The sequence below is a fragment of the Halalkalibacter lacteus genome (assembly GCF_036663595.1).
Classification (GTDB): domain Bacteria; phylum Bacillota; class Bacilli; order Bacillales; family Bacillaceae_D; genus Halalkalibacter; species Halalkalibacter lacteus.
Genome location: NZ_JAWRVL010000003.1, coordinates 206,629 through 230,610 on the forward strand (window position 1 = coordinate 206,629; position 23,982 = coordinate 230,610).

A 23,982-nucleotide genomic window follows, 5' to 3' on the forward strand; every position below is an offset into this window, starting at 1 on the left:
GATGATTATGATCAGGCGTTTCCATTGCTGTGCGACGTGTCGTCATTTTACAGCAAAAAAAAAGGATGGCGGAGGGATGCGGTACTACTGTGTTCGCCTAGGCTATGAAACAAAGTCCACGTATCAATTTTCATGTTGGGACCCAAAAGATCAAGTGAAAGAGCTTATGGGGAAAGAAAGTCAATCATCCTCTTGATCAGTAAAAAACGTATAAATCACATCATGGACAATGTCTCGAAAGTGGTCTAAGCCTCTTTCATCTACTTTAGGAATAATATTATCCAAGAGCTTTTGTTCTTCTGCTTTTGTCAACGGTAAGCCTAGTTGTTGATCTGTATATGTTTTAATAACGTTTTGCATTTGCTTGAGAATAAACGTAGTTTCCATATAGTATCTCCATTACTGTTAGATTCTTAAGTTGTTTCTTTTCTTACTAGTATATATTTGACTTGTACAATTAATCAATCTATAAAGAACATCAGAAACTCCAAAAATCCACCATGACGAAAACTAACGGTGGATTTTTGAATGAGGATAGCCTTCTACCTGAGACCATTTAAAGATTCCAGGTTAACCCTATTACTCTTCAAGTTCTCCTACTCTTTTTTCAAATTCTGCTATTAAAGTTTCAATCACCGTAACTCGAGCGGTGTTCTTATCGTGTCCATCAATTACATACCACTTGGCAAACCCCGTGTCTGTCTTATCAATCATTTCTTCAATTGCTTCTTCATATTGGTCCCACATCTTTCGATTCCGCCAGTCTTCATCGGTTAGTTTCCAGCTTTTAAAAGGATTCGCTTCTCTTTCTTTGAATCTAAGTAGCTGCTCTTCTTTCGAAATGTCTATCCAAAATTTCATAATGATATGCCCGGCTGCAGCTAGCATTTGTTCGGTATGATTGATTTCATCATAGCCACGTGCCCATTCTTCTTTAGTCGCGAATCCTTCGACTCGTTCAACAAGGACACGTCCATACCAAGATCGGTCAAAAATACTCATCTCCCCTTTTTTAGGGAGGAGTTTCCAAAAACGTCTCATATAATGATAGGTTAATTCGTGGTCGTCAGGTGCTGCAATTGGATGCACTGTATAACCCCGAGGGTCAAGACGCTCGGTTGCGCGTTTAATTGCACCGCCTTTTCCGGCAGCATCCCAGCCTTCAAAAATAAGGATGACAGGAATATTTTGTTCATGTAGTGCACGTTGCAATCGTAGTAATCTTAATTGCTTCTTTTTTAAAGTCTTTTTGTAATGTTTTTTCGTTTTAAACCGAGGCTTTTTGTTCACAAAATTCTTCATAAAATTACTCCTTCCTAACTATAAAGTTTGCTGACAAAGTTGAGTGCAATCATTCCGTATGCTGCGCGCCTGCTAGCTGTACCACTCATTGCTTCGTGGTTGTTCAAAAAGGGAAAAATCGCCTCTTTATAAGCAACTTCTTTAAAAAAGTTAACCCCTTATTCATACACATCACCATTCGTTTATTATCCATCTTAGTCAGTTTATTTAAAAGGGAAACACTCTGTTGAAAATCAATAATGAACATCATAAAAGCCATCACATCTGCCTAAGTTTTGAATAGGATAGCTTAGAGATAAGGCCTAGTGTAGGCAATGAGTAGAGTAGAAGGCTCGATGACTAAGTGAGTTAGTATACGAAATATTAAAAAACTCACATCACTTGGGCTAAACAGAATACTTCCCAAAAGGGGCTGATGATACATGTGTGGTATTACAGGGTGGATTGATTGGCGTGAAGACTTAAGAAAAGAAGAAAAGCAAGTACGAAAGATGGCAGAGACGTTAAACAGACGTGGTCCGGATGATATGAATGTATGGACGTCACCCAATGCAGCTTTTGGCCATGCAAGGTTAGTGGTCGTTGATCCTGAGAATGGAATCCAACCAATGAGCCGTACTTATAATAATAAAACCTATACGATTGTTTACAACGGAGAGCTTTATAACACCGAGGATATTCGCAAAGAACTTCTTGCACGTGGGCATGATTTTAAAGGTCACTCAGATACGGAAGTACTATTAAAATCCTACATTGAGTGGGGATATCAATGTCTTGAGAAGTTTAATGGAATCTTTGCTTTTGCGGTATGGAATGACAAGGATGAAAGTTTATTTATGGCGCGAGATCGTTTAGGAGTAAAACCATTGTTCTACACGGTACGAAAAGGTTTCTTACTTTTTGGATCTGAGTTAAAAGCATTGCTGGCTCACCGTGACATTGAGCCAGTTGTTAAAACAGAAGGCCTGGCTGAAATTATGGGCTTGGCACCTTCACGAACACCCGGGCACGGCATTTATGATGATATTCAAGAATTGCGCCCTGCGCATATGCTAATCTATGACCGGAACGGGGCAACAATTAGTCGCTACTGGACATTAAAGAGCAAGAAGCATGAACATACTACTTACGAAACTGCAGAGCATATTCGTGATTTAATGGAGGATATCGTTGAGCGTCAATTGTTTGCAGATGTTCCTGTTGGCATGTTTCTCTCAGGTGGAGTTGATTCAAGTGCATTAACGGCACTAGCAGCAAAAGTATATGAAAAACAAGGGAAAGGTCCAATTCGAAGTTACTCCATTGATTATGATGAGAATGATAAATATTTTAAAGCAAATGATTTTCAACCCAACTCTGATGCACCTTGGGTGAAAGTTGTATCCGAGGCACTTGGGACAGAGCATTATAATAAAGTTATCTCAAATGACGAACTTGCTAATCGTTTAAAAGAAGCGGTTGATGTCAGAGATTTACCAGGAATGGCAGATATCGATTCTTCATTAATTTGGTTTTGTCATGAAATTAAACAGGATGTAACAGTTGGTTTATCTGGAGAGTGTGCTGATGAGATTTTCGGAGGCTATCCTTGGTTTCATAAACCCGAAATAATGAATATCGATGGTTTTCCGTGGATGCGTTCCATTGATGAGCGTGAAAATCTCTTGAATGATAAATGGAAAAAGAAATTGAACTTAAAGCAGTATGTGTACGATCGTTACAAAGAAACGATACAAGAGACGCCACGTTTTGAAGGCGATACACCGGAAGAAGCAAGACGGCGTGAAATATCGTATTTAAACATTATCTGGTTCATGACAAATCTTCTTGATCGAAAAGATCGTATGAGTATGGGAGCAAGTTTAGAAGTTCGAGTTCCATTCTCTGATCATCGACTTGTGGAATATGTCTGGAATATCCCATGGGAAATGAAGCAGTTAGATGGTCGTGAAAAAGGAATTCTTAGAAAGTCTCTGGAAGGTTTATTGCCCCATGATGTTCTTTATCGTAAGAAGAGTCCGTATCCGAAAACACATCATCCGCAGTATACGGCTGCTGTCCAAAAGGGAATGCAAAATGTGCTTGCTCAAAAGGACGCGCCTATTTTTGAGTTTATTAATAAGGACGCACTTAAAGAAATTGCGCAATCAGGTGGATTTCCTACTGGTCAACCATACTTTGGTCAACTAATGGCAGGACCACAGCTTCTTGCCCATTTTATACAAATGGACTACTGGATGAGCGCCTATAATGTTAAGATTAAAGAATAGGTCATGGATAAGTACATTAGCAAAGAGCTTAAAAGGTTCCGAGCTCTTTTTGAATCATAACTGTTAAAAGGTGCAACGAACAAGATTCATTTGCATAACTTATAGAAGGGATTGGGATATGGCCGTATCTTAATTTCTACCCTAGGGCTAAAAAGCGACTCACCTATTGGTTAGAACAGGTGAGTCGCTTTATATACATAATGATATATGCATAAAATAGAGGTAAACATCAGAAGGGAAAGAGGAGTTTACCATGAACAACAAACGTGTCATTATCGTTACAGGTGCAGGACAAGGTATAGGTGCAGCGATTGCTTCTGATTACGGAGCATGGCAATATCGTGATTGTGACGGATAAAGATGAAACAAAAGCAAATGAAACCGCGTCATTGATTATAAAAAACGGTGGAAAAGCGCATTCTGTATTGTGTGATGTGAGAAAAGAAGATCATATAAAAGAGGTAGTTTCCCATCAGAAGTGACCTCTCCTTGTATGTTGCTTTCAATTCATGAGACGAAACATTAGAGATAATTTCATGAATTTGATTAGAAGAGGTCTTCAATAAATAAGGGAAAACAAACGAAACACTTATTTTCCCGTTCAATGTATGTTTGTTTGATCATGTGGTTAAAGTAACAACGAGCTTTCTTAAAAAAGGAGGACTTTGATATGGATACACATGAGTTTGTTGAAAAGCTGCATGAAAAACAGGGAAAAGCAGAGAAAAATAAAAAGCGTCAAGGCAATGGGAATCCAAGTAAAAAGTTACCAAACAAACAACATTAAAAGCAAAAGCATAACCGACATGTATGGACGGTTGTACTTTTGTTATGTGAGCGTTAGAACATCTAAAAGAAACGGGGATAAATCATTTCACTAATGATTTATCCCCGTTTTACGTTCATTTATTATCACGATTTTCTATTACTATTTTTTGATTCTAAAGGAGTTACTAGACCTTGTGAACGGTGCTTAAATGCAGCATATCAAAAAATGCATCTGTATCTTCTTTTTTATACAAGGGATAATGAATAGATTTTGTGCTCATGATGTATTCTCCTTAGTTGTTTGTAACAAACTCATCAACAAATGTAACGCGACCATTTTCCAATGAATGAATTCTAGCTAAAGACTCAACACGGTATCCTTTTTCTTCTAATTGTTTTCTACCGTTTTGGAATGATTTTTCAATAACAATTCCTAGACCAGCTACTTTTGCACCTGCTTGATTTACAATATCAATTTAACCAAGTGCCGCTTGCCCATTAGCTAGGAAATCATCAATAATTAAAACAGGTTATCACTCGTAGTTAAGTCATTTATGGTAGCTCAGTAGAAACTTTCGGGCCAAATTTCAATATTATACGAGTTTTCTATTTGATTGTTTGTTTATGGGGTAAGTATAGTTGATTAGGACGAATATTTAAAGGTTTTTTTTAAATGAATACGAATAAATAAGTTGTATTCAGAAAAAATCATTCGTTTATTAAAGAGGGTTAAGCACAAATAGCCAAATTTTTGAAAGGAAGTTAGTAGGTTTTTTCTAAAAAACCTGATGGTTGATGAGTAGACTAAAATGGGGTTGGTCACTAAAAACAGATACTATCATTTATAGAAGACACATCATTCGGCATATTCAATACACTTTTCACAAACGTAAACTAATTCGGCTTGGTCGGACTTGTTTTTTTCATATACGAAGTTGTTGGTTTACAGATAAAACATCGTTTCTTTTGAAAGAGACTAAATAGTTTGTAAACCATAGAATAAACACCTCTTACTTGATTATAGAGACTGTTGGTATTTATATGATAAGATCTTGCTCTATTTGGTCAAATATTCCCCTTTCAACTATTTCATCCTTTAGAAGTCCAATGAATTCAAGATCTAGATTTAATTCTATGGATTGGTGATACGCTTCTAAAATAAGGTGATCATCTAACCGTTTTAGAATTAAAATCTTCCTTTCTTATACATTTTTTTAATTTTTTTTAATTTTACCGTAAATTAATGGTTTTGAATAGTCATATTGTCCGACTTTTTTGTAATTAAACTTACATTTTTTTAATTTAATAATAACATTTGATAATATTGTTTATAGGTACTTTATCTTATTTTAAATTGAGAAAGGTGACTCACCTGTCCACACGTTTTCGTGCAGAATGTTTTTGTGAGTCACCTTGTTGATAGACATACACTCAGTGTGAGTCTTATAGATTGGTAGATAGTGGCAAATTGCATCTTAGAACCTACTGTAGCCGATTTATCTTAAGTCGTGATGAAGAGGGAGGAAATCACTAATTAGCAAACGTAAGCAGAACCAACGATTACTAAAAGAATGAATAAAACAACGATTAAAGTGAAACCACTTTGATATCCGTAACTCATCTTCTTCATCTCCTTTCATCCTATTCCTTATATAATATGAAATAATGAATAAGACGATTGGGCATGAGTGGAATGGGTAAATACATTTTTTAAGCCGCTTTTTTAAAAAAAGTTGTTTGATTATATGAAAGGCAGGGGATAGTAAAGTAGAACTCCTCCAATGAATTTGTTTGACAATCGTTTTTTCGCATAATAAACTATTTTAGACAACGAAAAAATTATCGGATTGTGACTGAGTGAAATCAGGCAAGACTTAGAAATGGTAGGGGTGTTTTAAGGCATCTCGCTGCTTTTAAGTCTTTTTTCGATAGGAATAGGAAAAGGAGAATGAATATGTTTAAAAAATTATTTGGTCTAGGTAAGAAAGAAGCATCCCCCGTTCAACCACAACAAGAGGTAGTACATGCACCACTGACAGGGAAGCTCGTGGCAGTTGAAGATGTTCCAGACCCAACGTTTGGGCAAAAAATGATGGGAGACGGAGTAGCGATTGAGCCAACAGAAGGAAAGGTAGTATCACCAGTAGCTGGTGAAATTATGCAAGTATTTCCTACAAAGCATGCGATCGGGATAAAAACGCTAGGCGGAGTGGAACTCTTAATACACATTGGTCTTGAAACTGTAAACATGAAGGGTGAAGGTTTCACAACTCATGTGAAAGAAGGAGACAAAGTTCAAGTGGGCGATGCTCTCGTTGATTTTGACTTACCTCTTATAAAAGAAAAGGCCGCAAGTACGATTACGCCTATCATCATCACAAACATGGATCATATTGACAGTTTGATTAAGGAATCAGCAACAGATGTAGTTAGCGGTGAAACTCCGTTATTTACAATTAAATTGTAGTTGGGGAATATAAACAGAGTTGTAGTATTACAATAGGGATTGATTAAACGTCTTTTTATGAGAATTTTTGAAGTTTTAATATACCGTGACCTTTTAATTTTCAACATTAATAGGCATGAAATAACAACCAAAAACACATGCGATATTCATTGCATGTGTTTTTGGTTGTTATTAGATTAAAAGCTAAAGCGAGGGAAAACATAAGGGCTCTCTGGTTGCTCAACAATTTCAATTTCACGAAGTTGAATCAGTGGAATGCGAAAGTCATTGAACTCAGTTTGATCTAGTATTCCGGTAACTCGTACCCATGTATCATTTTCAAATTGACTTGCTTCATCAGTCGTTACCATCGTTCCGTAGACTGAAGCATCAGCAACACAGCAAGTCATTCCAAAACGGGCAACAACAAGTTGGTCATCTTCAAATTCTGGTTCACGATACACAAAGCCAACAATTTCAATTGGCTTGCCAATAAATCGTTCAAGTTGTAAATCGAGCATGGTCATCATATCTAGATAATTTTCTTCGGTGACAACAATACGATCTTCTGTTAGAATTTCTTCAGCTAGTTCTTCATAATACTGATTGAAACCCTCTTCCGTGTAATATTCATCAACTGTTATATGTTCCTCGTCATTTGCCTTTGATCCCGTTTCTAGTTGCTCATAATAAGCATCTGGGTCATTAAGAAATGCCTCGGCTCTTGAGCTTGCTTCTTCTTTCGTTGATTCATTTCTAGTTTGCTCTGCTAAAATCCCAGATCCATACTGAATCCCACGATTAGCAGCAACTGAGCTATCCAATAATTTATCAGGTAGGACGAAGCCTAGGATAATTGGCGTTACGAAAATCGAATAGATGAGCAACTTCGTAATAGGAGAGCCGGATACATTATGATCAGTCCCGCAATCGCAAAGTTGTTCTTCTTCCTGCCCCTTGACCGTACTTCGAATAATTTGAATAACACCAAGTAATAGAAACACCCCTGTTGCAAAATAAATAAAAGGCATCATGGTGGGAGCAATGTAATAAGTGATATTGCCGGTAATAATAAAAGCAAGCATTAGCAGGGCAAAGCCAATTAAAATGATTCCACGAATATAGGCGTGGAATCCGAGATCGGATTGTTTCTCCATACTGATTACTCCTTTCATATAGTAATAGACATGCATCCTTTCATTAAATTAATGAAAGGATTTGTAATAAGACGACTGAGATAAAGACAATAGCAGTAACAACTCCAATAAAGATCAAAACAAATCGAGCTTTAAAGAATGCAAATAACATGATCGTATTCTTTAAATCAATCATCGGACCGTACACTAAAAACGCAATAAGAGATCCTGTTGTAAATGTGTTGCCGAATGATGCAGCCACAAATGCGTCAGCTTCAGAACAAAGTGAAAGCAAATACGCAAAAGCCATCATGACTGCCGTTGAGCTCCACTCATTGCTACCGATTGCTTGAAGGACACTTCTATCAAGGAAAGTCTGAAATAAAGCAGCAATGAATGCACCTAAAATAAGGTATTTTCCCATTAAAAAGAATTCATCTGCAGCGTGATAAAATGTTTGTTTCAGACGGTTCATTTTCCTAGGTGCAGTGTCTGTTGCTAACACGACTTGTCTGCCTACTAACTCTTCTTTTGTCCATTTTAGTTGATCGCGATTTTTAAAGACAAGGTATAATATACCTCCAATGATGATTGACAGTACAAACGCTAGTCCCATTCGTGCATATAATACAGTTAAGTCTGTTCGAAAGGCAAAGAACGTTGATGCAGCTACAACTGGATTTAATATAGGTGCAGCAACTAAAAAGACAACACCAACGTGAAGTGGCATTCCTTTTTTTACGAGCCGCCTGACAATTGGTACGATCGCGCATTCACATATGGGGAAAATGGCCCCTAGCACAGCCGCGGGCAAAAGCGCAGCATATGCGTTTTTAGGTAAAAAACGATGGATAACCTCTTCTCTTACATAAATCTGAATCAAAGCTGATACAAATACACCTAGTAGAATAAAAGGAACAGCTTCGATGACAATACCTAAGAAAATCGTGTTTACATTTAGCCACGAATCGGGAACAGTAAATCCAGCACGTTCATTTTTAAAAGACTCAATATTAAAAAACAGAATTAAAAATAACAAAAGTAATACAAAACCTAAAAAGTCTTTTCCAAAAGAAAGGAAAAATTGTTTACGCTTATTCATTCAAAATCTCCTTACTAAGCTCTATGAAAGTTCTTTCGTTATTTTACCATAGATTCAGTGATTTAAGTATGTATATTCAATTTGTAAAAGGTAAGAAATGTTTGGGAAAAATACAAAAAAACGTTTTTGAAATAGGCTAGCTTCCAAGTATTTTTCCTGTTACACTACGGTAGTTATATTAGATTGAAAGTAGGTGTTTGATATGCTTCAAGCTTTAATTATTTTTGTTGCACAACTTCTATATGTGCCAGTGCTTACACTCAGGACTATAACAATGGTTAAAGGAATGAAAGAAAAGGCAGCTGTATTAGGAATACTTGAAGGTTTTATATACGTTATAGCACTAGGAATTGTGTTTAGTGATTTAACAAATTATTTGAACATGGTATCATACGCGATGGGGTTTGGTGTTGGTTTATATATTGGGCAAATTATCGAACAGAAACTGGCAATTGGCTATGTGTCAATTGAAGTAAATATAATGAATAAAAATGAACAGTTAACGTATAGACTTCGTGAAGTCGGTTTTAGTGTATCAACAGCAGAAGTGGAAGGAATGAATGAGGAAAGACGGTATCGTTTAGATTGTACGGCAAGACGTGATCGGGAACAGGAGTTTATCAAAATTGTTAGTTCGTATGAACCTAGTGCATTCATTGTTTCCTATGAACCTCGTAACTTTAAAGGTGGTTACATTACAAAGGCAATGAAAAAGAGAAAAGAAAAATTCCTAAAAAGCAAAGAAAATGCGCCTATATAGAACAGAACAAGAAAAGCTATAAAAGAGATCATGCTCTTTTGTAGCTTTTTGTGTAAGACGTGCTGAGCCGGAAACGGGATTGGCTAAGTTGCTGTTTCATAAGCTTGATAAATAAGAATCGTTCCTGTTTGTAAGAGGGCTGTTGTATACTACTTGTAACTAGAAAAGGAGTGGTCGATGTGTTAAAGCGAATTCCTGTATATATTTTGACTGGTTTTCTTGGTAGTGGAAAAACAACTTTATTAAAGAGGATGTTGAATTATGTGAAAACGAGCGGAGAAAAGCCAGCATTAATGTTAAATGAACTTGGGTCAGAGAATGTTGAAAAGGAATTGTTTGAAGATGAGGCCATGATTGAGCTTCTTAATGGTTGCATCTGTTGTACGATTCAAGATGATATGCGCGGAGAAATTGATGAATTGTTAAAAAGTAGAGAAGATATAGATGTTTTATTAATAGAGGGAACTGGGATTGCCAATCCAGCAGAAATTATCGAAGCGTTAACTCATCCAGACGTAATTGATAAAGTAGATATTCAATCTATAATTGGGGTTGTCGATGCTAGTCGATATCTTGAATATCAAAGTATTTTTCAAAGTTCAAAAGAAATTCGAACGATGCTAAAGCAACAAATTACATCAAGTACGCTTTTAGTAGTTAATAAAACGGACTTATTAGATGAAAAGAATAGAGTGAAAGTGGCATCTAAATTAGAAGTTCTAAAAATGGAAAATACCCCGATGGTTTACGCACAGTACGGAGATGTCAAGAGTGAGTTGTTGTTTGAAAGTCGTTTTTTTACGAATGCATTAAACATGAAAGACGATTTAGGGGGGCATCACCACCATCATCATTCGCACCCGTTCCAAGCAATCAAAATCGATGGGATAGAAGAGGTTGACAAAGGTAGCTTTGAAAAATGGTTAAAAAAGCAAAGCAAATGGTTACTTCGTGCAAAAGGATACATTCATTTTAAGGGGAACCCACAACCTTTTTCCTTTCAATTTGCTTCGAATCAACTTAATATAACTACTATTGAATCAGATAAAGCGAATTGTATTATTTTGATTGGAGCTAGATTAGATCATGAACAAATTAAGCAGTCTTTTGATCAAGAAGTAAGGCAGATTGTTTGATTGTAGGTGATAATTCATTCAACATAGTAGTATCAGTTGTAAAGGAGTGGATGAAATGAGAGTTCTTATAATTGGTGCGAATGGTCAAGTTGCAAGGCATACAATAAGCAAGTTAACGGAGGCAGGTCATACTACGGTCGCCATGATTAGAGATCCTAAAAAAGCAGATGAACTAAAAGCTCTTGGAGCACAAGAAGTCGTTGTTGCCGATTTAGAAGGGGATTTTGAGTATGCTTATCATGGTGTAGAAGCAGTTATTTTTGCTGCTGGATCAGGTGGACATACAGGAGCGGATAAAACGATTTTAATTGATCTTTGGGGTGCTATGAAAGCAATTGACACAGCTGAGCGTTTAGGTGTGAAACGATTTGTCATGCTGAGTTCGATGGGAACGGTTGACCCGGATAAGAGCGACCGGATTCGTCATTATCTTGTTGCGAAAAAATTAGCTGATGATCATCTTAAGCGCTCTAGTCTTACTTACACGATCGTTCGTCCCGGTAGCTTAACAAATGAAAGTGCAAAACAACTGCTTAAGCTGGAGAGTGAGATTCAAGTTCGTGATAATACGATAACACGAGAAGATGTAGCAACCGTGCTTGCGAAAGTAGTTGATCGTGAGAATATGTATGGAAAAACATTTGAAATTTTAAATGGAAATGTGCAAATGGAGCAGGCTTTGGATATATTTTGATGACTAAACTGTGGTTACGCAGCAATCATGCTAGCGTAACCTTTTTTTAATTTAGTGCTTATATTAAATATGTTATAACTTAACAACTACTATTAAGTATAGAGAAATGCTTAGGAAATAGAAACGGATTGTTTATGGAATGATGTTCATTTTTAAAAGAGGAAATCATTCTTTTTAGGGGGAGAGAAAAATGAATGCAGCTTTTGGTTTAACTGGGGAAATGCTTGTTCTATTAGTGATTGCATTAATAGGTTTTATTATGAGAAAAGGAAATATTTTACCGAAGGAATCGAATCAAGTTCTCACGCAAGTCATTCTTTACATTACTCTACCTTGTCTCATCATTTATTCAATGGATATTTCGTTTTCAATGGAAATATTTGTAGATATATCTTGGTTATTAGGTCTTTCTCTTTTTGCTTTACTAGGTGCGACATTAATAGGTTACTGGATGAGGAGAAGCGCAAAATTGTCAGCAAATAGAGAGGGAGTTTATGAGGCTGCTATTATATTTGGCAATCAAGGCTTTATGGGGTATGCAATTGCGTTTTTACTTTTTGGTGAAGTAGGAGTGTTGTATACTGCCTTTTTTATGATCTTTTTCTTGTTTTATGTGTGGACATATGTCATCTATGTTGTTGCTCGTGTTGGTCAGAATATTTCATGGAAACAACTGTTTCTTAATCCAGGTGTCATTGCGACATCAGTTGGCTTTATCGTGATGGTTCTCCCTTTTACTTTGCCATCTTTCATCGGAAGTGTACTTGTCGACATTGGCACAATGACATTGCCTTTATCTATGATTCTTATTGGTAGTTTACTAGCCGGGATAAGTGCAGGAGAATGTAAACAATTAATAAAAAATCGATATATTTGGTATGCAACTGGTGCTAAGTTATTGCTCATACCAATGCTATTAGTACCATTTCTATGGTTGCCTGTTTCAACCGCTGTTATGGGGGTGGCCATTTTGGTCACGGCAACGCCTTCTGCACCAACTGTTCCTATGTTTGCACAAAAGTATGGAGGAGATGTCAGCTTTTCCTCTGTTATTGTGGCAACAACAACAATTTTATGTGTAATTACGATTCCATTGTTGTATGCGTTTATTTTGTTTGTCAGGTAATATGCAAAACTAAAGGGTCTGGGGGGGCAGACCCTTGAAGGTTAATTTATAATTCAATGATCAGACTGTTATCTAAGAAGAAATAAACAAAAATTGCTGCAGCAAAACAATAAATAGCGAAGTAAACAAGCTTGCTTTTCTTCAAGAAGTCAATCAACCATACAATTCCTAACCATGAGAAAATAAATGTTGCGATAAAGGAAACAACAAGCGCGGAAACGCCAATTTCTGCAACCATTGCACCGTCTGTAAAATCTCCAACTGCTAAAACACTAGACCCTAAAATAACTGGTATAGATAGCAAAAAGGAATAGCGAACAGACGTATCACGGCTTAAACCGGAGAATAAAGCTGTCACAAGTGTAGCACCTGAACGTGAAATTCCTGGGAAAACAGCTAACGTTTGCCCAAGACCTACTACAATAGAATCTTTAAATGTCATGTCTGTTTCTGTACGGTTGCCGTATTGAACAAAACGCTCAATAATGATCAGGAAAAGACCTGTTAATGCAAGGGCAATCGCAATAAAAGGAGGTGTTTTCATTGAGGCTCCAATATAGTCTTCAAGAACTAGACCGAGAACACCTGTAATCATTGTAGCCACAATGATGTAAATTCCAAAAAAGAATTGCGTGCGGTTTTCTCTTGAGCGGTTTGCAAAATAGCCAAAGAAACCGGTAATGACTTGTAGTAAGTCTTTGCGGAAATAAATCACAACAGCAAGAATGGAAGCTAGATGAAGGTAGATTTCGAATCCAAAACCCGGGAATTGGTAGCCTAAAAGAATTTGTGTAATGACAATATGTGCTGTACTTGAAATAGGTAAAAATTCAGTAATACCTTGTACAATTCCGAATATTAAAGCTTCAATAATTGACATGTAATAAATCCATCCTTTCTTATGGGGGTAGAGACTTCAATCAGTTGAGTCGCTAACTTTACCATTCTACCAAAATTATCTTTTTTCGGAAAGATACATTTATAGTCTGTTATCTACTTTAGAACTTGCTTTACCAAGAAGCTCCTCTCTATAATACAAAGTAAATAGTAAAAATAGAGGTGGGGAGAACAATGAAGCGAGGAGTCACCATTTTAATATTGGGCGTTGTTGCCGTCCTTTTCATAGGAATTGTCTTTTTTCAAGAACGAAAAGAAATTGGAAACGAACCTGGCATGATTGCTGAAAATTTCACATTGCCTATGCATACTCAAGAATCAGGTGAATTATGGGACTACAAAGGTGACGTCATTATTTTAAATATGTGGGCTTCATGGTGTGAGCCATGTCGTGATGAAATGCCTGATCTTATGGATTTGCAACGTGATTATTCTGAAGAAGGTTTGACAATTTTAACAGTAAATATGCAGACGTTTGAACGAACATTACACGACGCACCTAATTTTATAGAAGAGATCGGAATCACACTCCCAGTTTTTTTTGATGAAGATGGTGTTGTAGCAGATCGCTATAAAATCATTGGGATGCCAATAACCTATATTATAGGAAGAGATGGAACAATTGAACATTTTATACGGGGAGAAGTCCATTACGCCGGACTTGAATCCTTAATTGAACCAATGTTATATTAGTTGATTCAGCTTCATTTATTTCTTATGAAGTAATAGCTTTTTCTATTTTCTTTGACTAATTTTCCACAGTGTGGAAAGGCTAACTCTAAGTATTAATTGGTTACAAAGGTGACAGATGATCATCATTTAATAAAGCTCCTAGTTAAGGCGTGAGAGTATGTATAAACAACTGAAAACAATGGTTCTTGAAATTATCTATGAAGATTATGATATTCAAAAAGTCGTAACTGATAAAGGCGCTAAGCGTGCCATCTTGTATAAACAAATTACGCCATCTGCTAAAGTTGGAAATTATATCCTGGTCAATGCAACAGCGACAGAACTACAATTAGGAACGGGAGGATGGGATATTGTCTGCTCTTTATTGCAAGGTAATGACTGGATTTCGGAAGATTCTAAAGGTCATATTATAAAAGCACGGTACACCCCAATTCAGCATAGTGTGATGGCTGTAGAAGCACAAGAAAGTACATACCACGAGCATTTCACCAAACCATTTTCACTTTCAGGAAAGCCAATTTGGCTGGCGGAATTACATAGTATGGTTCCGCTTTTTTATTATGTGTCTCAAGAGATACAAGCCAAAAGTCGTTGTTGTATTATATTTGATGATCAGGCTTCTCTTCCTTTAAGACTGAGCGATCAACTTCGTGTACTTGAGAAGGAAGAAGGATTTTACTCCATTACGGTGGGACAAGCATTTGGTGGTCAGTTTGAGGCCATTACCGTTGCATCAGCCTTACAATTTGCTGAGAAGATATTACATGCAGATTTTATTTTAATTTCTGTTGGGCCTGGTGTAGTTGGTTCCGGCACGTGCTATGGTTTCTCAGGTATGGTTTTATCAAATTGGTCGCATGTAGTGAGTGCTCTCGAAGGGATACCGGTATGGATTCCAAGGCTTTCATTTGTTGAGTCAAGAACGCGACATTTTGGTATAAGTCATCATACAATGACACCGTTTAGCCAATTTACGTTTAGGCGGGCAATGTTACCTTTTCCATACTTAGTAGATCAACAACGTCAAAAGATTGAAGAACAACTAGATGCATATCGCCCATTCCAAACCGAACACAGTATCCATTTTGCAAGTGAAGATCGGGCGAGCAAGCTTATTGAACAAGCTCTAAAAAAGGCAACAATGCCCATTCAAACGATGGGGCGTAAATATGAAGCGGATCCGTTGTTTTTTTGTGCGGTTGCAGAAGCTGTAAAATTTGGTTTGGAGTGTGAAAAGTCTGAATGAACAGCTTCTATCCATTCGTCCAATGTATCAAAGGACGTTCGCATTTGCTTTAATTTAGCTTGGATCTCCCATGCTTTCCCAGACAGAATGACACCGTTCTGATGAATGTAGATTTTCATTGGCTGCTCGTCCTTTCAAATTAGGATATGCTACACTTCTATGAAGGGGTATGAAGAAAAAGTACAAAAACTTATTTTTCGGCCTGTTTTAGAATGTTAGAAATGAAAAACTGGAGGAGATTATGGACCATTTATATGAGAAAACATTAAAAACGACGGAAATATTTAAAGGTCGAGTGATTGACTTGCAGGTTGATGAAGTTGAGCTTCCTAATGGGAAAACGAGTACGAGGGAACTTGTGAAACATCCAGGAGCTGTAGCGATTTTGCCAATTACAAAAGAGGGAAAACTAGTCCTTGTTCGTCAATATCGGAAAGCTCTTAACAAGACAATTGTAGAAATTCCAGCTGGTAAGCTTGAAGCAGGTGAAAATCCTTTTGACTCGGCTAAGAGAGAACTTGAAGAAGAAACTGGCTACAAAACAGAAAAACTAGAGTTGCTTCTTTCCTTTTATACATCCCCAGGATTTGCTGATGAGCTAATATACATGTATTGGACCAACCAGTTAGAAAAAGGAAAAACGAACATGGATGACGATGAATTCCTTGATATTCTAGAGGTAACACTAGAAGAAGCTGAACAGATGATAAAAGATCAAATCATTCATGATGCAAAGACTGCTTACGCTGTTCAATTTTTAAAAATGAGAAAGTTGGAGAATTTGTGATTGAGTTCCGTTCTTATGTTGCAGACTTACATACTCATATAGGAAGAACACGTTTAGGAGCAGCAGTTAAGATAACAGCTGCTCCTTCTTTGACCTTACAATCTATTATACGCTATGCGGTAGAAATAAAGGGAATTGACATGGTGGGTGTGATTGATTGCCATGTGGAAGAAGTATTAAAGGAGTTAGATGAAGATATCGAAAATGGAGAAGCAGTGCCATTAATAGGTGGAGGAATTCGATACCCAGGGGTTACGTTACTTCTTGGAACAGAAATTGAACTTTTTGATGAAAATTGTCAGGGGCCAGTTCATGTCTTATGTTATTTGCCGACAATTGAATCGATGAAAGAATTTAGTCTTTGGCTAGCAAAAAGAATGAAAAATCCTTCTTTAAGTTCGCAAAGAATATATGAGAATGCGAAAATCCTTCAAATGAAGGTGAAAGAATTAAGCGGATTATTTATCCCAGCGCATGTGTTTACTCCATTTAAAAGCTTGTATGGAAAAGGCGTAACACGTAGCTTAACAGAGGTTTTTGACCCAGCCCTAATCGATGCAATTGAGCTTGGGTTAAGCAGTGACACGATAATGGCAGATCAATTAGAAGAATTACACCAATATTCATTTCTGACTAATTCAGACGCCCATTCACTAGAGAAAATGGCAAGAGAATATCAAATTGTGCGAATGAATTGTCCTTCATTTGAAGAGTTGAAACTGGCTTTATCCCAATTAAGAGGTCGAAACATTATCGGCAATTATGGCTTGAACCCATTGCTAGGTAAATATTATCGTACCATTTGTGCCAAGTGTTCCATGCAGATTGATGGGAAAAGATGTACTCAATGTGGATCTACGAAAGTTATTAAAGGTGTATTTGAACGATTGAGAGAATTGGCTTCTCGTAGGAGCGTGCAAATAGAACGCCCGCCTTACATTCATCAAGTCCCATTAGAATTCATACCGAAATTAGGGAAGAAGACAATTCAAAAGCTTAGAAAGTATTTTGGAACAGATATGTCGATTATCCACGATGTTTCTGAAGAGGAGTTAATAAAAGTAGTTCAACCATCTATAGCTAAAGCGATACTAGCTGCACGTGAAGGTACTATCTCTATTAAAGCAGGTGGCGGTGGAGTCTATGGGAAAATAGAACGCAATAATAATTCATGAGTCTTATTCGATAACCTGAGAAAAATACATCTGAATTTCATTCAATTACTTATAATGGAGGTATGCTAAGAATTCAAGCACCTTCTCTGTTCTCATTTATATGGAAATTAATAGACGATCATAGTCATAGATTTCGGACTTGTCTCATAGAGTGAAGTAAGAGCAAAAGAGGAGGTCTTGGCATGATGAAGTACGGTTTAAGAGAGACAGTAGCGATCCATTTGGAAGAGAACCGAACGATTTATGTATTTACGACAGTCCTATTTTTAATAGGCATTGTCTTTGGAGCAATCGTTGTTAATAGCTTAAGCTTAACGCAAAAGCATGATTTATATATGTACTTGAATCAATTTTTTGGACATGTTCAAGAAGGAGAACTTGCTCAATCGTCTGCCATTTTTAGCCAGAGTTTTGCTCATTATGCAAAATATTTTGGCCTAATGTGGATTTTGGGTTTATCGATTATCGGTTTGCCGGTTATACTCATCCTTCTCTTTTTAAAAGGTGTTGTTGTTGGTTTTACAGTTGGCTTTCTTGTCAATCAAATGGGGATGTCAGGGTTTTTCTTATCATTCGTATCGATCATGCCGCAAAACTTCATTTTAGTACCAGCTTTCATTATTGTGGGAACAGCTAGTATTTCGTTTTGTTTGAAAATGGTTCGCCAACAATTTATGAAGCGTACGAATATGCCAATTTTCCCTCAATTTCTTAAATATTCTCTTCTCATTTTATGTGTAGGCTCTGCACTCGCATTTGCATCTGCCTTTGAAGCGTATGTATCACCAGTTCTCATGCGATTAGTAATTGACTCTATGGTTTAAGAGATTTTGAACAATCTAGAGACCAATGAGCGGAGCCACTGCCAGGTTTTGTTGAAAAGTATTTATAATTATTATTAAAAAATAATTATTGTGTCCATATAAACAATAATCATTATCGATTGACACTGTTTTTTTGAATGATTATAATGAGAGGAGGTAAATCGCTTGAGGGGAGGAACGACGAATGGAGAAACGACTGGAACGTATAAAAAAACACCTGCACTCACAAAGCTACAAGCTTACGCCACAGCGAGAGGCTACAGTAAGAGTGTTGCTTGAACATGAAGAAGATCATTTAAGTGCAGAGGATGTTTACCTCCTCGTAAAAGAAAAATCACCTGAAATTGGACTAGCTACGGTTTATCGTACACTTGAATTGCTTGCGGAGTTGAAAATCGTTGATAAAATAAATTTCGGTGATGGTGTATCGCGTTTTGATTTGCGCCAAGAAGGTGCAGCTCATTTTCACCATCATCTCGTTTGTATTGAATGCGGAGCTGTTGATGAAATTCAAGAGGACTTATTAGGTGATGTTGAAGAGGTTGTTGAACGTGATTGGAATTTTAAAATTAAGGATCATCGTTTAACCTTTCATGGAGTATGTCATCGTTGTCATGATAAAGACAAGCGTTCAGAGGAATAAATCAGAATCATTGTATGACCACACTGAATGAGGCCAACTCTTTATTTGATAGAGATGGCTCTTTTTTATTTTTGATAGTAAAAAAACGGATCCAGATTGCTGTAGAAAACTTAAGGAAAGCCTCGTTAAATAGGTATATTCCGGGTAGTTTTTGGCATAGCTTGTTAAAAAGAGGTTAGAGTGAGGGATGTCCCATGAGATCTTGGTTTCGTTTAGCGATTCAAACAATAAAAGTGTTTCTCTTATTTATGGGATGCACACTTCTCTTCTATTATGGTATTCTATGGGTAAGCCAAGAATATGAAAGTTATCATCGCTATGATGAACCGCAAGGGAAAGCTATTAAAGTGTTTCAGATGGAGAAGAGTGGTACGAGTTCTTCTTCTTGGATTGATCGTTTAATGTTGTTCTATCAAGAAGGAGAATAATGGGTAGGGGCGATACAGGTGGAACATGAAATAAACGAATTTTTGCATTACATACAAGTAGAACGAGGCTTAGCTCAGAATACAATTCAGTCGTATCAACGTGATTTAAAACAGTATGATTTGTACGTTAAGAATGTTGAAAACAAAAATGAGATAAATGAGATTGATCGACAAACAATCGTACAGTACCTATATTTTTTGAAAGAACAGGGACGAGCAGAAACAACCATTGCTCGAACCATTGCTTCGATTCGAGCATTTCATCAATTTTCTCTTCGTGAAAAGTTAGCCGATCAGGATCCATCTGTCCATTTAGATATTCCCAAGCGTACAAAGCGGTTACCTAAAATCTTATCGATGCAAGAAGTAGAAGCATTGCTTGTTGCTCCATCTGGTAATGATTTATTCTCAATCCGGAATCGGGCGATGTTAGAAACGCTATATGCAACAGGAATGCGGGTATCAGAGTTAATCAATTTAACCGTAATCGATACTCATTTGACGATGGGGTTTGTCAGGTGTATTGGAAAGGGAAATAAAGAACGCATTATTCCACTCGGCGGTGAAGCGACGAAAGCGTTACAATCGTATTTAGAACATAGCAGGTTATCATTAATGAAAAAGAATCGTCACGATGTTTTATTTGTGAATCATCACGGCAAACCACTTTCAAGACAAGGATTTTGGAAGATTCTCAAAAAATTAGCGATAAAAGCAAAAATAGAGAAGCCCTTAACCCCCCATACGCTAAGACACTCATTTGCGACGCACTTGCTTGAAAATGGAGCTGATCTTAGAGCGGTACAAGAAATGTTGGGGCATGTGGATATATCTACAACTCAAATTTATACACATGTAACAAAAGCAAGAATGAAAGATGTCTATGCTCAATATCATCCAAGGGCATAGAATTTTCATGTCTCATAAAGAGGTCAGACTTCTGACAACTTAAGCTTTTTAATTGATGGGGAAAATTGGGCATAGTAATAAGTAGGAAAAAGGAGGAATTAAGCAGTGGGTAACTATCGTTATGATCGTATTTTTCTAATTGTAATGGACTCTGTTGGGATAGGAGAAGCTCCCGATGCGGCACAATTTGGTGATATAGGTTCTGATACACTAGGTCATATTGCAGAAAGGATGAAGGGCCTCAAGATGCCTAATTTGGCACAGCTAGGCTTAAGTCACATTCGCGAGATTCAGGGAGTCGAAAAAGTGGCAAACCCTCTTGCTGATTATGGAATAATGCAAGAGGCGTCAAGCGGGAAAGATACAATGACAGGTCATTGGGAAATTATGGGTCTTTATATTAAAGAACCTTTTCAAGTGTTCCCTGATGGATTTCAGAAAGAACTGGTCGAAGAATTAGAAAAGCAATGGGGCAGAAAGATGCTCGGCAATAAAGTCGCATCTGGAACAGAAATACTAGATGAGCTTGGAGCAGAACATGTAAAAACTGGTGATCTTATTGTGTACACATCTGCAGATTCTGTGTTGCAGATTGCTGCTCACGAAGATGTAGTGCCAATTGACGAGCTATATGATATATGTGAAAAGGCACGCAAGATTACGCTTGATCCGAAATATATGGTTGGCCGAATTATCGCGCGCCCGTTTGTAGGGGAAAACGGAAAGTGGAAGAGAACGGCGAACCGACACGATTATGCGTTAAAGCCATTTGACCGTACTGTAATGAACGAGCTTGCTGATAATGGCTTCGATTCAATTGCCCTTGGAAAGATTTCCGATATATATGACGGCGAAGGTATCACGGAAGCCATTCGGACCGTTTCAAATGATGATGGGATGGAAAAGCTTCTTGAAACCGTTCGTAGGTCATTTATAGGTCTCACTTTTTTAAATTTAGTTGATTTTGATGCCGTTTATGGTCACCGTCGTGATCCGATTGGGTATGGTAAAGCACTAGAGCAATTTGATCAACAGCTTAAGCAGGTAATTGATGAATTAGGAGAGAAAGACTTATTAATCATTACAGCTGATCATGGGAATGATCCAACTCATCATGGAACAGATCATACCCGTGAATTTGTCCCACTACTTGTTTATAACAAAAAACAGACAGAAGCGAAAAATCTCGGTATCCGACAAACATTTGCTGATGTTGGAGCTACGGTTGCGGAGAATTTTAATGTGAAACTGCCGAATAATGGAACTAGTTTTTTACATGAACTTTCATAAAGGAGGAATTTGTTTTGACTGATGTACAAACAATTGAAAAAACAGCTTCATATTTACGTGAGAAAATGGGAGAAGCACCGACGATTGGGTTAATTTTAGGTTCCGGCCTAGGTGTGCTTGCAGAAGAAATTGAAAATCCCATCAAGGTTCCGTATGGTGAGATTCCGAACTTTCCGGTATCAACCGTTGCAGGACATGATGGTCAACTTGTATTCGGTATGTTAGAAGGAAAACAAGTCATGGCAATGCAAGGACGTTTTCATTTCTACGAGGGATATAGCACGGATGTTGTAACATTTCCAGTTCGAGTTATGAAAGCATTAGGGGTTCGTCAAGTTGTCGTAACAAACGCAGCTGGTGGCGTTAATGAAGCATATGAGCCAGGCAATTTGATGGTCATTAAAGACCACATTAATAATATGGGACAAAATCCGTTGATTGGACCAAATAATGAAGAATTTGGTGTGCGTTTCCCAGATATGTCAAGCGCGTATTGTGAAGACCTCCGTGAGCTTGCTCGTAATCAAGCAGAAAAGTTAAAGATTAAGGTTCAAGAAGGTGTGTATGTTGGAAACACAGGTCCTACTTATGAAACTCCGGCTGAAATTCGAATGCTTCGCACGTTAGGTGCAGATGCAGTCGGTATGTCAACTGTTCCGGAAGTGATTGTTGCTCGTCATGCAGGGCTTAGCGTACTCGGAATTTCATGTATCTCAAATATGGCAGCTGGTATCTTACCTCAACCGCTTACACATGATGAAGTCATTGAAACAACTGAACGTGTAAAATTCGAATTTTTATCACTTGTTAAGGCTATCGTGAAAGAAATGTAAGAAGTGGCCTTCGTAAGCTAAAGCAAAAAAGAAATGATTTCAAAGGTGTAAGGAACGGTTTATTCCATTCGGAAAGGTTGTGGGAATATGCGTATGGTTGATTTAATTGAGAAAAAAAGAGATGGTCATGAGTTATCGAAAGAGGAAATTCGTTTTGCCATTGAAGGCTATACAAATGGAGATATTCCTGATTATCAAATCTCAGCGTTTGCAATGGCAATTTACTTTCAAGATATGACAACAGCTGAACGTGCAGAATTAACGATGGCGATGGTAGAATCAGGTGATCAAATTGATTTATCAGCGATTGAAGGGATAAAGGTTGATAAACACTCGACGGGGGGAGTCGGGGATAAAACGACGATCGCTCTTGCACCATTAGTTGCAGCGGTAGGAGTACCGGTTGCTAAAATGTCTGGACGAGGCTTAGGTCATACTGGTGGAACGATTGATAAGCTAGAGGCGATTCCAGGCTTTAGTGTAGAGATTGATACGAAAAAATTCACAGAACTTGTAAATAAAAATAAGCTAGCTGTTGTTGGGCAAACTGGAAATCTTACACCTGCAGATAAAAAACTGTATTCATTAAGAGATGTAACAGCAACGGTGAACTCGATTCCATTAATTGCGAGTTCCATTATGAGTAAAAAAATCGCTTCTGGAGCAGATGCGATTGTTCTAGATGTTAAAACAGGTTCAGGCGCATTTATGAAAGAACTCGAACAATCAAAAGAGCTAGCAGAAGCGATGGTTAAGATCGGAAAAAATCTTGGTCGTGATACGATGGCCATAATTTCTGATATGAATCAGCCACTTGGCCAAACAATCGGCAATGCACTTGAAGTAAAAGAAGCAATTGCTATGTTAAAAGGAGAGGGGCCAGAGGATTTACGGGAGTTGTGCTTAACACTTGGTAGTCATATGGTCTATTTAGCTAAAAAAGCATCATCAATAAATGAGGCGCGTCAAAAGTTAGTGGACGTTATCGCTAATGGAGAAGCGCTGGAAGTTCTGAAGACGTTTATTCAAGCCCAAAATGGTGATCCAACGATTGTGGATCATCCAGAGAAGCTACCAGAAGCCAACTATAAAATCGAAGTCAAAGTAACTCGAGCTGGCACCGTTTCTGCTATTGTAGCAGATAAGATTGGGACGGCTGCGATGTTACTCGGAGCTGGACGGGCAACGAAAGAATCCGATATTGATTTGGCTGTTGGGATAGTCTTGAATAAGAAGGTAGGTGATGTGGTTTCTACTGGTGATTCGATTGCAACGTTACATACAAATAATGAAAATACAAAAAGTGTTATAGATATGGTGATGGAGGCTTATTCATTTACTGATGGAGAAGTCAAGAAGCCAACACTAATTTATGATGAGATTCATTAAGAAAATGGTAGAAAAAGCAGACTGATTTGTCTGTTTTTTTTACGTTACAAGACTAGTAAGCGGAGATTTGTGGTGAGTAAAACTAGCTTTACGGCGAGTAAATCAATCGTTACTGCAAGTGAAAGCAC

At 37.5% G+C, this 23,982-nt stretch carries 26 protein-coding genes, 2 pseudogenes and 1 riboswitch; of the genes and pseudogenes, 19 read left to right on the forward strand and 9 right to left on the reverse strand.

The genetic code is table 11. From position 1 onward, the window contains the following. The first annotated feature begins 7 nt into the window (after positions 1 to 7). On the forward strand, positions 8 to 196 hold the full coding sequence (locus tag SAZ04_RS03765) for a hypothetical protein (protein ID WP_332691238.1): 189 nt from the start codon (positions 8 to 10) through the stop codon (positions 194 to 196). Here the strand turns inward: SAZ04_RS03765 and SAZ04_RS03770 are convergent. Further along, entirely contained in the window at positions 181 to 387 is a 207-nt protein-coding gene (locus SAZ04_RS03770; RefSeq protein WP_332691241.1) for a YqzH family protein, read from the reverse strand. The genes SAZ04_RS03765 and SAZ04_RS03770 overlap by 16 nt on opposite strands. 192 nt (positions 388 to 579) lie before the next feature. Continuing rightward, the gene (locus SAZ04_RS03775; protein WP_332691244.1) at positions 580 to 1,302 is read right to left on the reverse strand and encodes a polyphosphate kinase 2 family protein; all 723 of its coding nucleotides are present in this window, start codon (positions 1,300 to 1,302) and stop codon (positions 580 to 582) included. Positions 1,303 to 1,724: 422 nt separating this feature from the next. On the opposite strand from SAZ04_RS03775, the gene asnB reads away from it, so the two are divergent. After that, a complete protein-coding gene (gene asnB, locus SAZ04_RS03780; RefSeq protein ID WP_332691247.1) occupies positions 1,725 to 3,572 on the forward strand; it encodes an asparagine synthase (glutamine-hydrolyzing) in 1,848 nt (615 codons plus the stop codon). 670 nt (positions 3,573 to 4,242) lie between these two features. Then, complete coding sequence (locus SAZ04_RS03785) at positions 4,243 to 4,359, forward strand: DUF4023 domain-containing protein (RefSeq protein ID WP_332691252.1); 117 nt, start codon at positions 4,243 to 4,245, stop codon at positions 4,357 to 4,359. A gap of 274 nt (positions 4,360 to 4,633) precedes the next feature. On the opposite strand, the pseudogene SAZ04_RS03790 reads toward SAZ04_RS03785, so the two are convergent. The 3 genes and pseudogenes from SAZ04_RS03790 to SAZ04_RS03795 form a co-directional block, all read right to left on the reverse strand. Further along, positions 4,634 to 4,867: pseudogene (locus SAZ04_RS03790) on the reverse strand (type I phosphoribosyltransferase); the annotation flags it as partial. Beyond that, positions 4,861 to 4,961: riboswitch (purine riboswitch) on the reverse strand. Its footprint overlaps the pseudogene before it by 7 nt. 416 nt (positions 4,962 to 5,377) lie before the next feature. Beyond that, positions 5,378 to 5,533 carry a sporulation histidine kinase inhibitor Sda gene (sda, locus tag SAZ04_RS23330; RefSeq protein ID WP_431308951.1) on the reverse strand — a complete coding sequence of 52 codons (156 nt, stop codon included), beginning with the start codon at positions 5,531 to 5,533 and terminating at the stop codon, positions 5,378 to 5,380. Between the two features lie 341 nt (positions 5,534 to 5,874). Next, complete coding sequence (locus SAZ04_RS03795) at positions 5,875 to 5,970, reverse strand: YjcZ family sporulation protein (RefSeq protein WP_332691255.1); 96 nt, start codon at positions 5,968 to 5,970, stop codon at positions 5,875 to 5,877. A 324-nt stretch (positions 5,971 to 6,294) separates the two neighbouring features. On the opposite strand from SAZ04_RS03795, the gene SAZ04_RS03800 reads away from it, so the two are divergent. Continuing rightward, entirely contained in the window at positions 6,295 to 6,807 is a 513-nt protein-coding gene (locus SAZ04_RS03800; protein ID WP_332691258.1) for a PTS sugar transporter subunit IIA, read from the forward strand. 176 nt (positions 6,808 to 6,983) lie between these two features. Here SAZ04_RS03800 and SAZ04_RS03805 read toward each other — a convergent pair whose 3' ends face one another. Together SAZ04_RS03805 and SAZ04_RS03810 are read right to left on the reverse strand one after the other, a co-directional pair. Continuing rightward, on the reverse strand, positions 6,984 to 7,943 hold the full coding sequence (locus tag SAZ04_RS03805; protein WP_332691261.1) for a TIGR03943 family putative permease subunit: 960 nt from the start codon (positions 7,941 to 7,943) through the stop codon (positions 6,984 to 6,986). A 43-nt stretch (positions 7,944 to 7,986) separates the two neighbouring features. Further along, positions 7,987 to 9,024, reverse strand: a complete 1,038-nt coding sequence (locus SAZ04_RS03810) for a permease (RefSeq protein WP_332691264.1) — start codon at positions 9,022 to 9,024, stop codon at positions 7,987 to 7,989. Positions 9,025 to 9,226: 202 nt separating this feature from the next. Between SAZ04_RS03810 and SAZ04_RS03815 the strand changes: the two genes are divergently transcribed. The 4 genes from SAZ04_RS03815 to SAZ04_RS03830 all read left to right on the forward strand — a co-directional run bounded on the left by SAZ04_RS03815 (position 9,227) and on the right by SAZ04_RS03830 (position 12,740). Then, positions 9,227 to 9,784 carry a DUF2179 domain-containing protein gene (locus SAZ04_RS03815; protein ID WP_332691267.1) on the forward strand — a complete coding sequence of 186 codons (558 nt, stop codon included), beginning with the start codon at positions 9,227 to 9,229 and terminating at the stop codon, positions 9,782 to 9,784. 179 nt (positions 9,785 to 9,963) lie between these two features. Next, entirely contained in the window at positions 9,964 to 10,920 is a 957-nt protein-coding gene (locus SAZ04_RS03820) for a CobW family GTP-binding protein (RefSeq protein WP_332691270.1), read from the forward strand. A gap of 55 nt (positions 10,921 to 10,975) precedes the next feature. Beyond that, positions 10,976 to 11,614 (forward strand): SDR family oxidoreductase, encoded by a 639-nt coding sequence (locus SAZ04_RS03825; protein ID WP_332691273.1) that lies wholly within the window; start codon positions 10,976 to 10,978, stop codon positions 11,612 to 11,614. A gap of 190 nt (positions 11,615 to 11,804) precedes the next feature. Next, a complete protein-coding gene (locus SAZ04_RS03830; RefSeq protein WP_332691278.1) occupies positions 11,805 to 12,740 on the forward strand; it encodes an AEC family transporter in 936 nt (311 codons plus the stop codon). Between the two features lie 46 nt (positions 12,741 to 12,786). On the opposite strand, the gene SAZ04_RS03835 is transcribed toward SAZ04_RS03830, so the two are convergent. Further along, positions 12,787 to 13,620: an undecaprenyl-diphosphate phosphatase gene (locus tag SAZ04_RS03835; RefSeq protein ID WP_332691281.1), complete on the reverse strand. Its 834-nt coding sequence runs from the start codon at positions 13,618 to 13,620 to the stop codon at positions 12,787 to 12,789. A gap of 191 nt (positions 13,621 to 13,811) precedes the next feature. Between SAZ04_RS03835 and SAZ04_RS03840 the strand changes: the two genes are divergently transcribed. Both SAZ04_RS03840 and SAZ04_RS03845 read left to right on the forward strand, forming a co-directional pair. Next, positions 13,812 to 14,330: a TlpA disulfide reductase family protein gene (locus SAZ04_RS03840; protein ID WP_332691284.1), complete on the forward strand. Its 519-nt coding sequence runs from the start codon at positions 13,812 to 13,814 to the stop codon at positions 14,328 to 14,330. A 157-nt stretch (positions 14,331 to 14,487) separates the two neighbouring features. Next, complete coding sequence (locus tag SAZ04_RS03845; protein WP_332691287.1) at positions 14,488 to 15,576, forward strand: DUF3866 family protein; 1,089 nt, start codon at positions 14,488 to 14,490, stop codon at positions 15,574 to 15,576. Positions 15,577 to 15,578: 2 nt separating this feature from the next. On the opposite strand, the pseudogene mciZ reads toward SAZ04_RS03845, so the two are convergent. Next, a pseudogene (gene mciZ / locus SAZ04_RS23335) lies at positions 15,579 to 15,695 on the reverse strand (Z-ring formation inhibitor MciZ); the annotation flags it as partial. A gap of 122 nt (positions 15,696 to 15,817) precedes the next feature. On the opposite strand from mciZ, the gene SAZ04_RS03855 reads away from it, so the two are divergent. The 9 genes from SAZ04_RS03855 (at position 15,818) to SAZ04_RS03895 (ending at position 23,854) form a co-directional block, all read left to right on the forward strand. Then, positions 15,818 to 16,363 (forward strand): NUDIX hydrolase, encoded by a 546-nt coding sequence (locus SAZ04_RS03855; protein WP_332691293.1) that lies wholly within the window; start codon positions 15,818 to 15,820, stop codon positions 16,361 to 16,363. After that, entirely contained in the window at positions 16,360 to 17,538 is a 1,179-nt protein-coding gene (locus SAZ04_RS03860) for an endonuclease Q family protein (protein WP_332691296.1), read from the forward strand. The genes SAZ04_RS03855 and SAZ04_RS03860 overlap by 4 nt, the downstream gene beginning before the upstream one ends. Before the next feature lie 185 nt (positions 17,539 to 17,723). Continuing rightward, positions 17,724 to 18,362, forward strand: coding sequence for a stage II sporulation protein M (gene spoIIM, locus SAZ04_RS03865; protein ID WP_431308952.1), 639 nt, complete (start codon positions 17,724 to 17,726; stop codon positions 18,360 to 18,362). Between the two features lie 184 nt (positions 18,363 to 18,546). Further along, positions 18,547 to 19,005 carry a ferric iron uptake transcriptional regulator gene (fur, locus tag SAZ04_RS03870; RefSeq protein ID WP_332691302.1) on the forward strand — a complete coding sequence of 153 codons (459 nt, stop codon included), beginning with the start codon at positions 18,547 to 18,549 and terminating at the stop codon, positions 19,003 to 19,005. Between the two features lie 194 nt (positions 19,006 to 19,199). Further along, positions 19,200 to 19,433, forward strand: coding sequence for a YqzK family protein (locus SAZ04_RS03875; RefSeq protein WP_332691305.1), 234 nt, complete (start codon positions 19,200 to 19,202; stop codon positions 19,431 to 19,433). An 18-nt stretch (positions 19,434 to 19,451) separates the two neighbouring features. Next, entirely contained in the window at positions 19,452 to 20,342 is an 891-nt protein-coding gene (gene xerD / locus SAZ04_RS03880) for a site-specific tyrosine recombinase XerD (protein ID WP_332691308.1), read from the forward strand. A gap of 105 nt (positions 20,343 to 20,447) precedes the next feature. After that, on the forward strand, positions 20,448 to 21,632 hold the full coding sequence (gene deoB / locus SAZ04_RS03885; protein ID WP_332691311.1) for a phosphopentomutase: 1,185 nt from the start codon (positions 20,448 to 20,450) through the stop codon (positions 21,630 to 21,632). Positions 21,633 to 21,646: 14 nt separating this feature from the next. Further along, a complete protein-coding gene (locus SAZ04_RS03890; RefSeq protein ID WP_332691314.1) occupies positions 21,647 to 22,465 on the forward strand; it encodes a purine-nucleoside phosphorylase in 819 nt (272 codons plus the stop codon). Positions 22,466 to 22,552: 87 nt separating this feature from the next. Continuing rightward, entirely contained in the window at positions 22,553 to 23,854 is a 1,302-nt protein-coding gene (locus tag SAZ04_RS03895; protein WP_332691317.1) for a pyrimidine-nucleoside phosphorylase, read from the forward strand. Positions 23,855 to 23,982 lie beyond the last annotated feature (128 nt).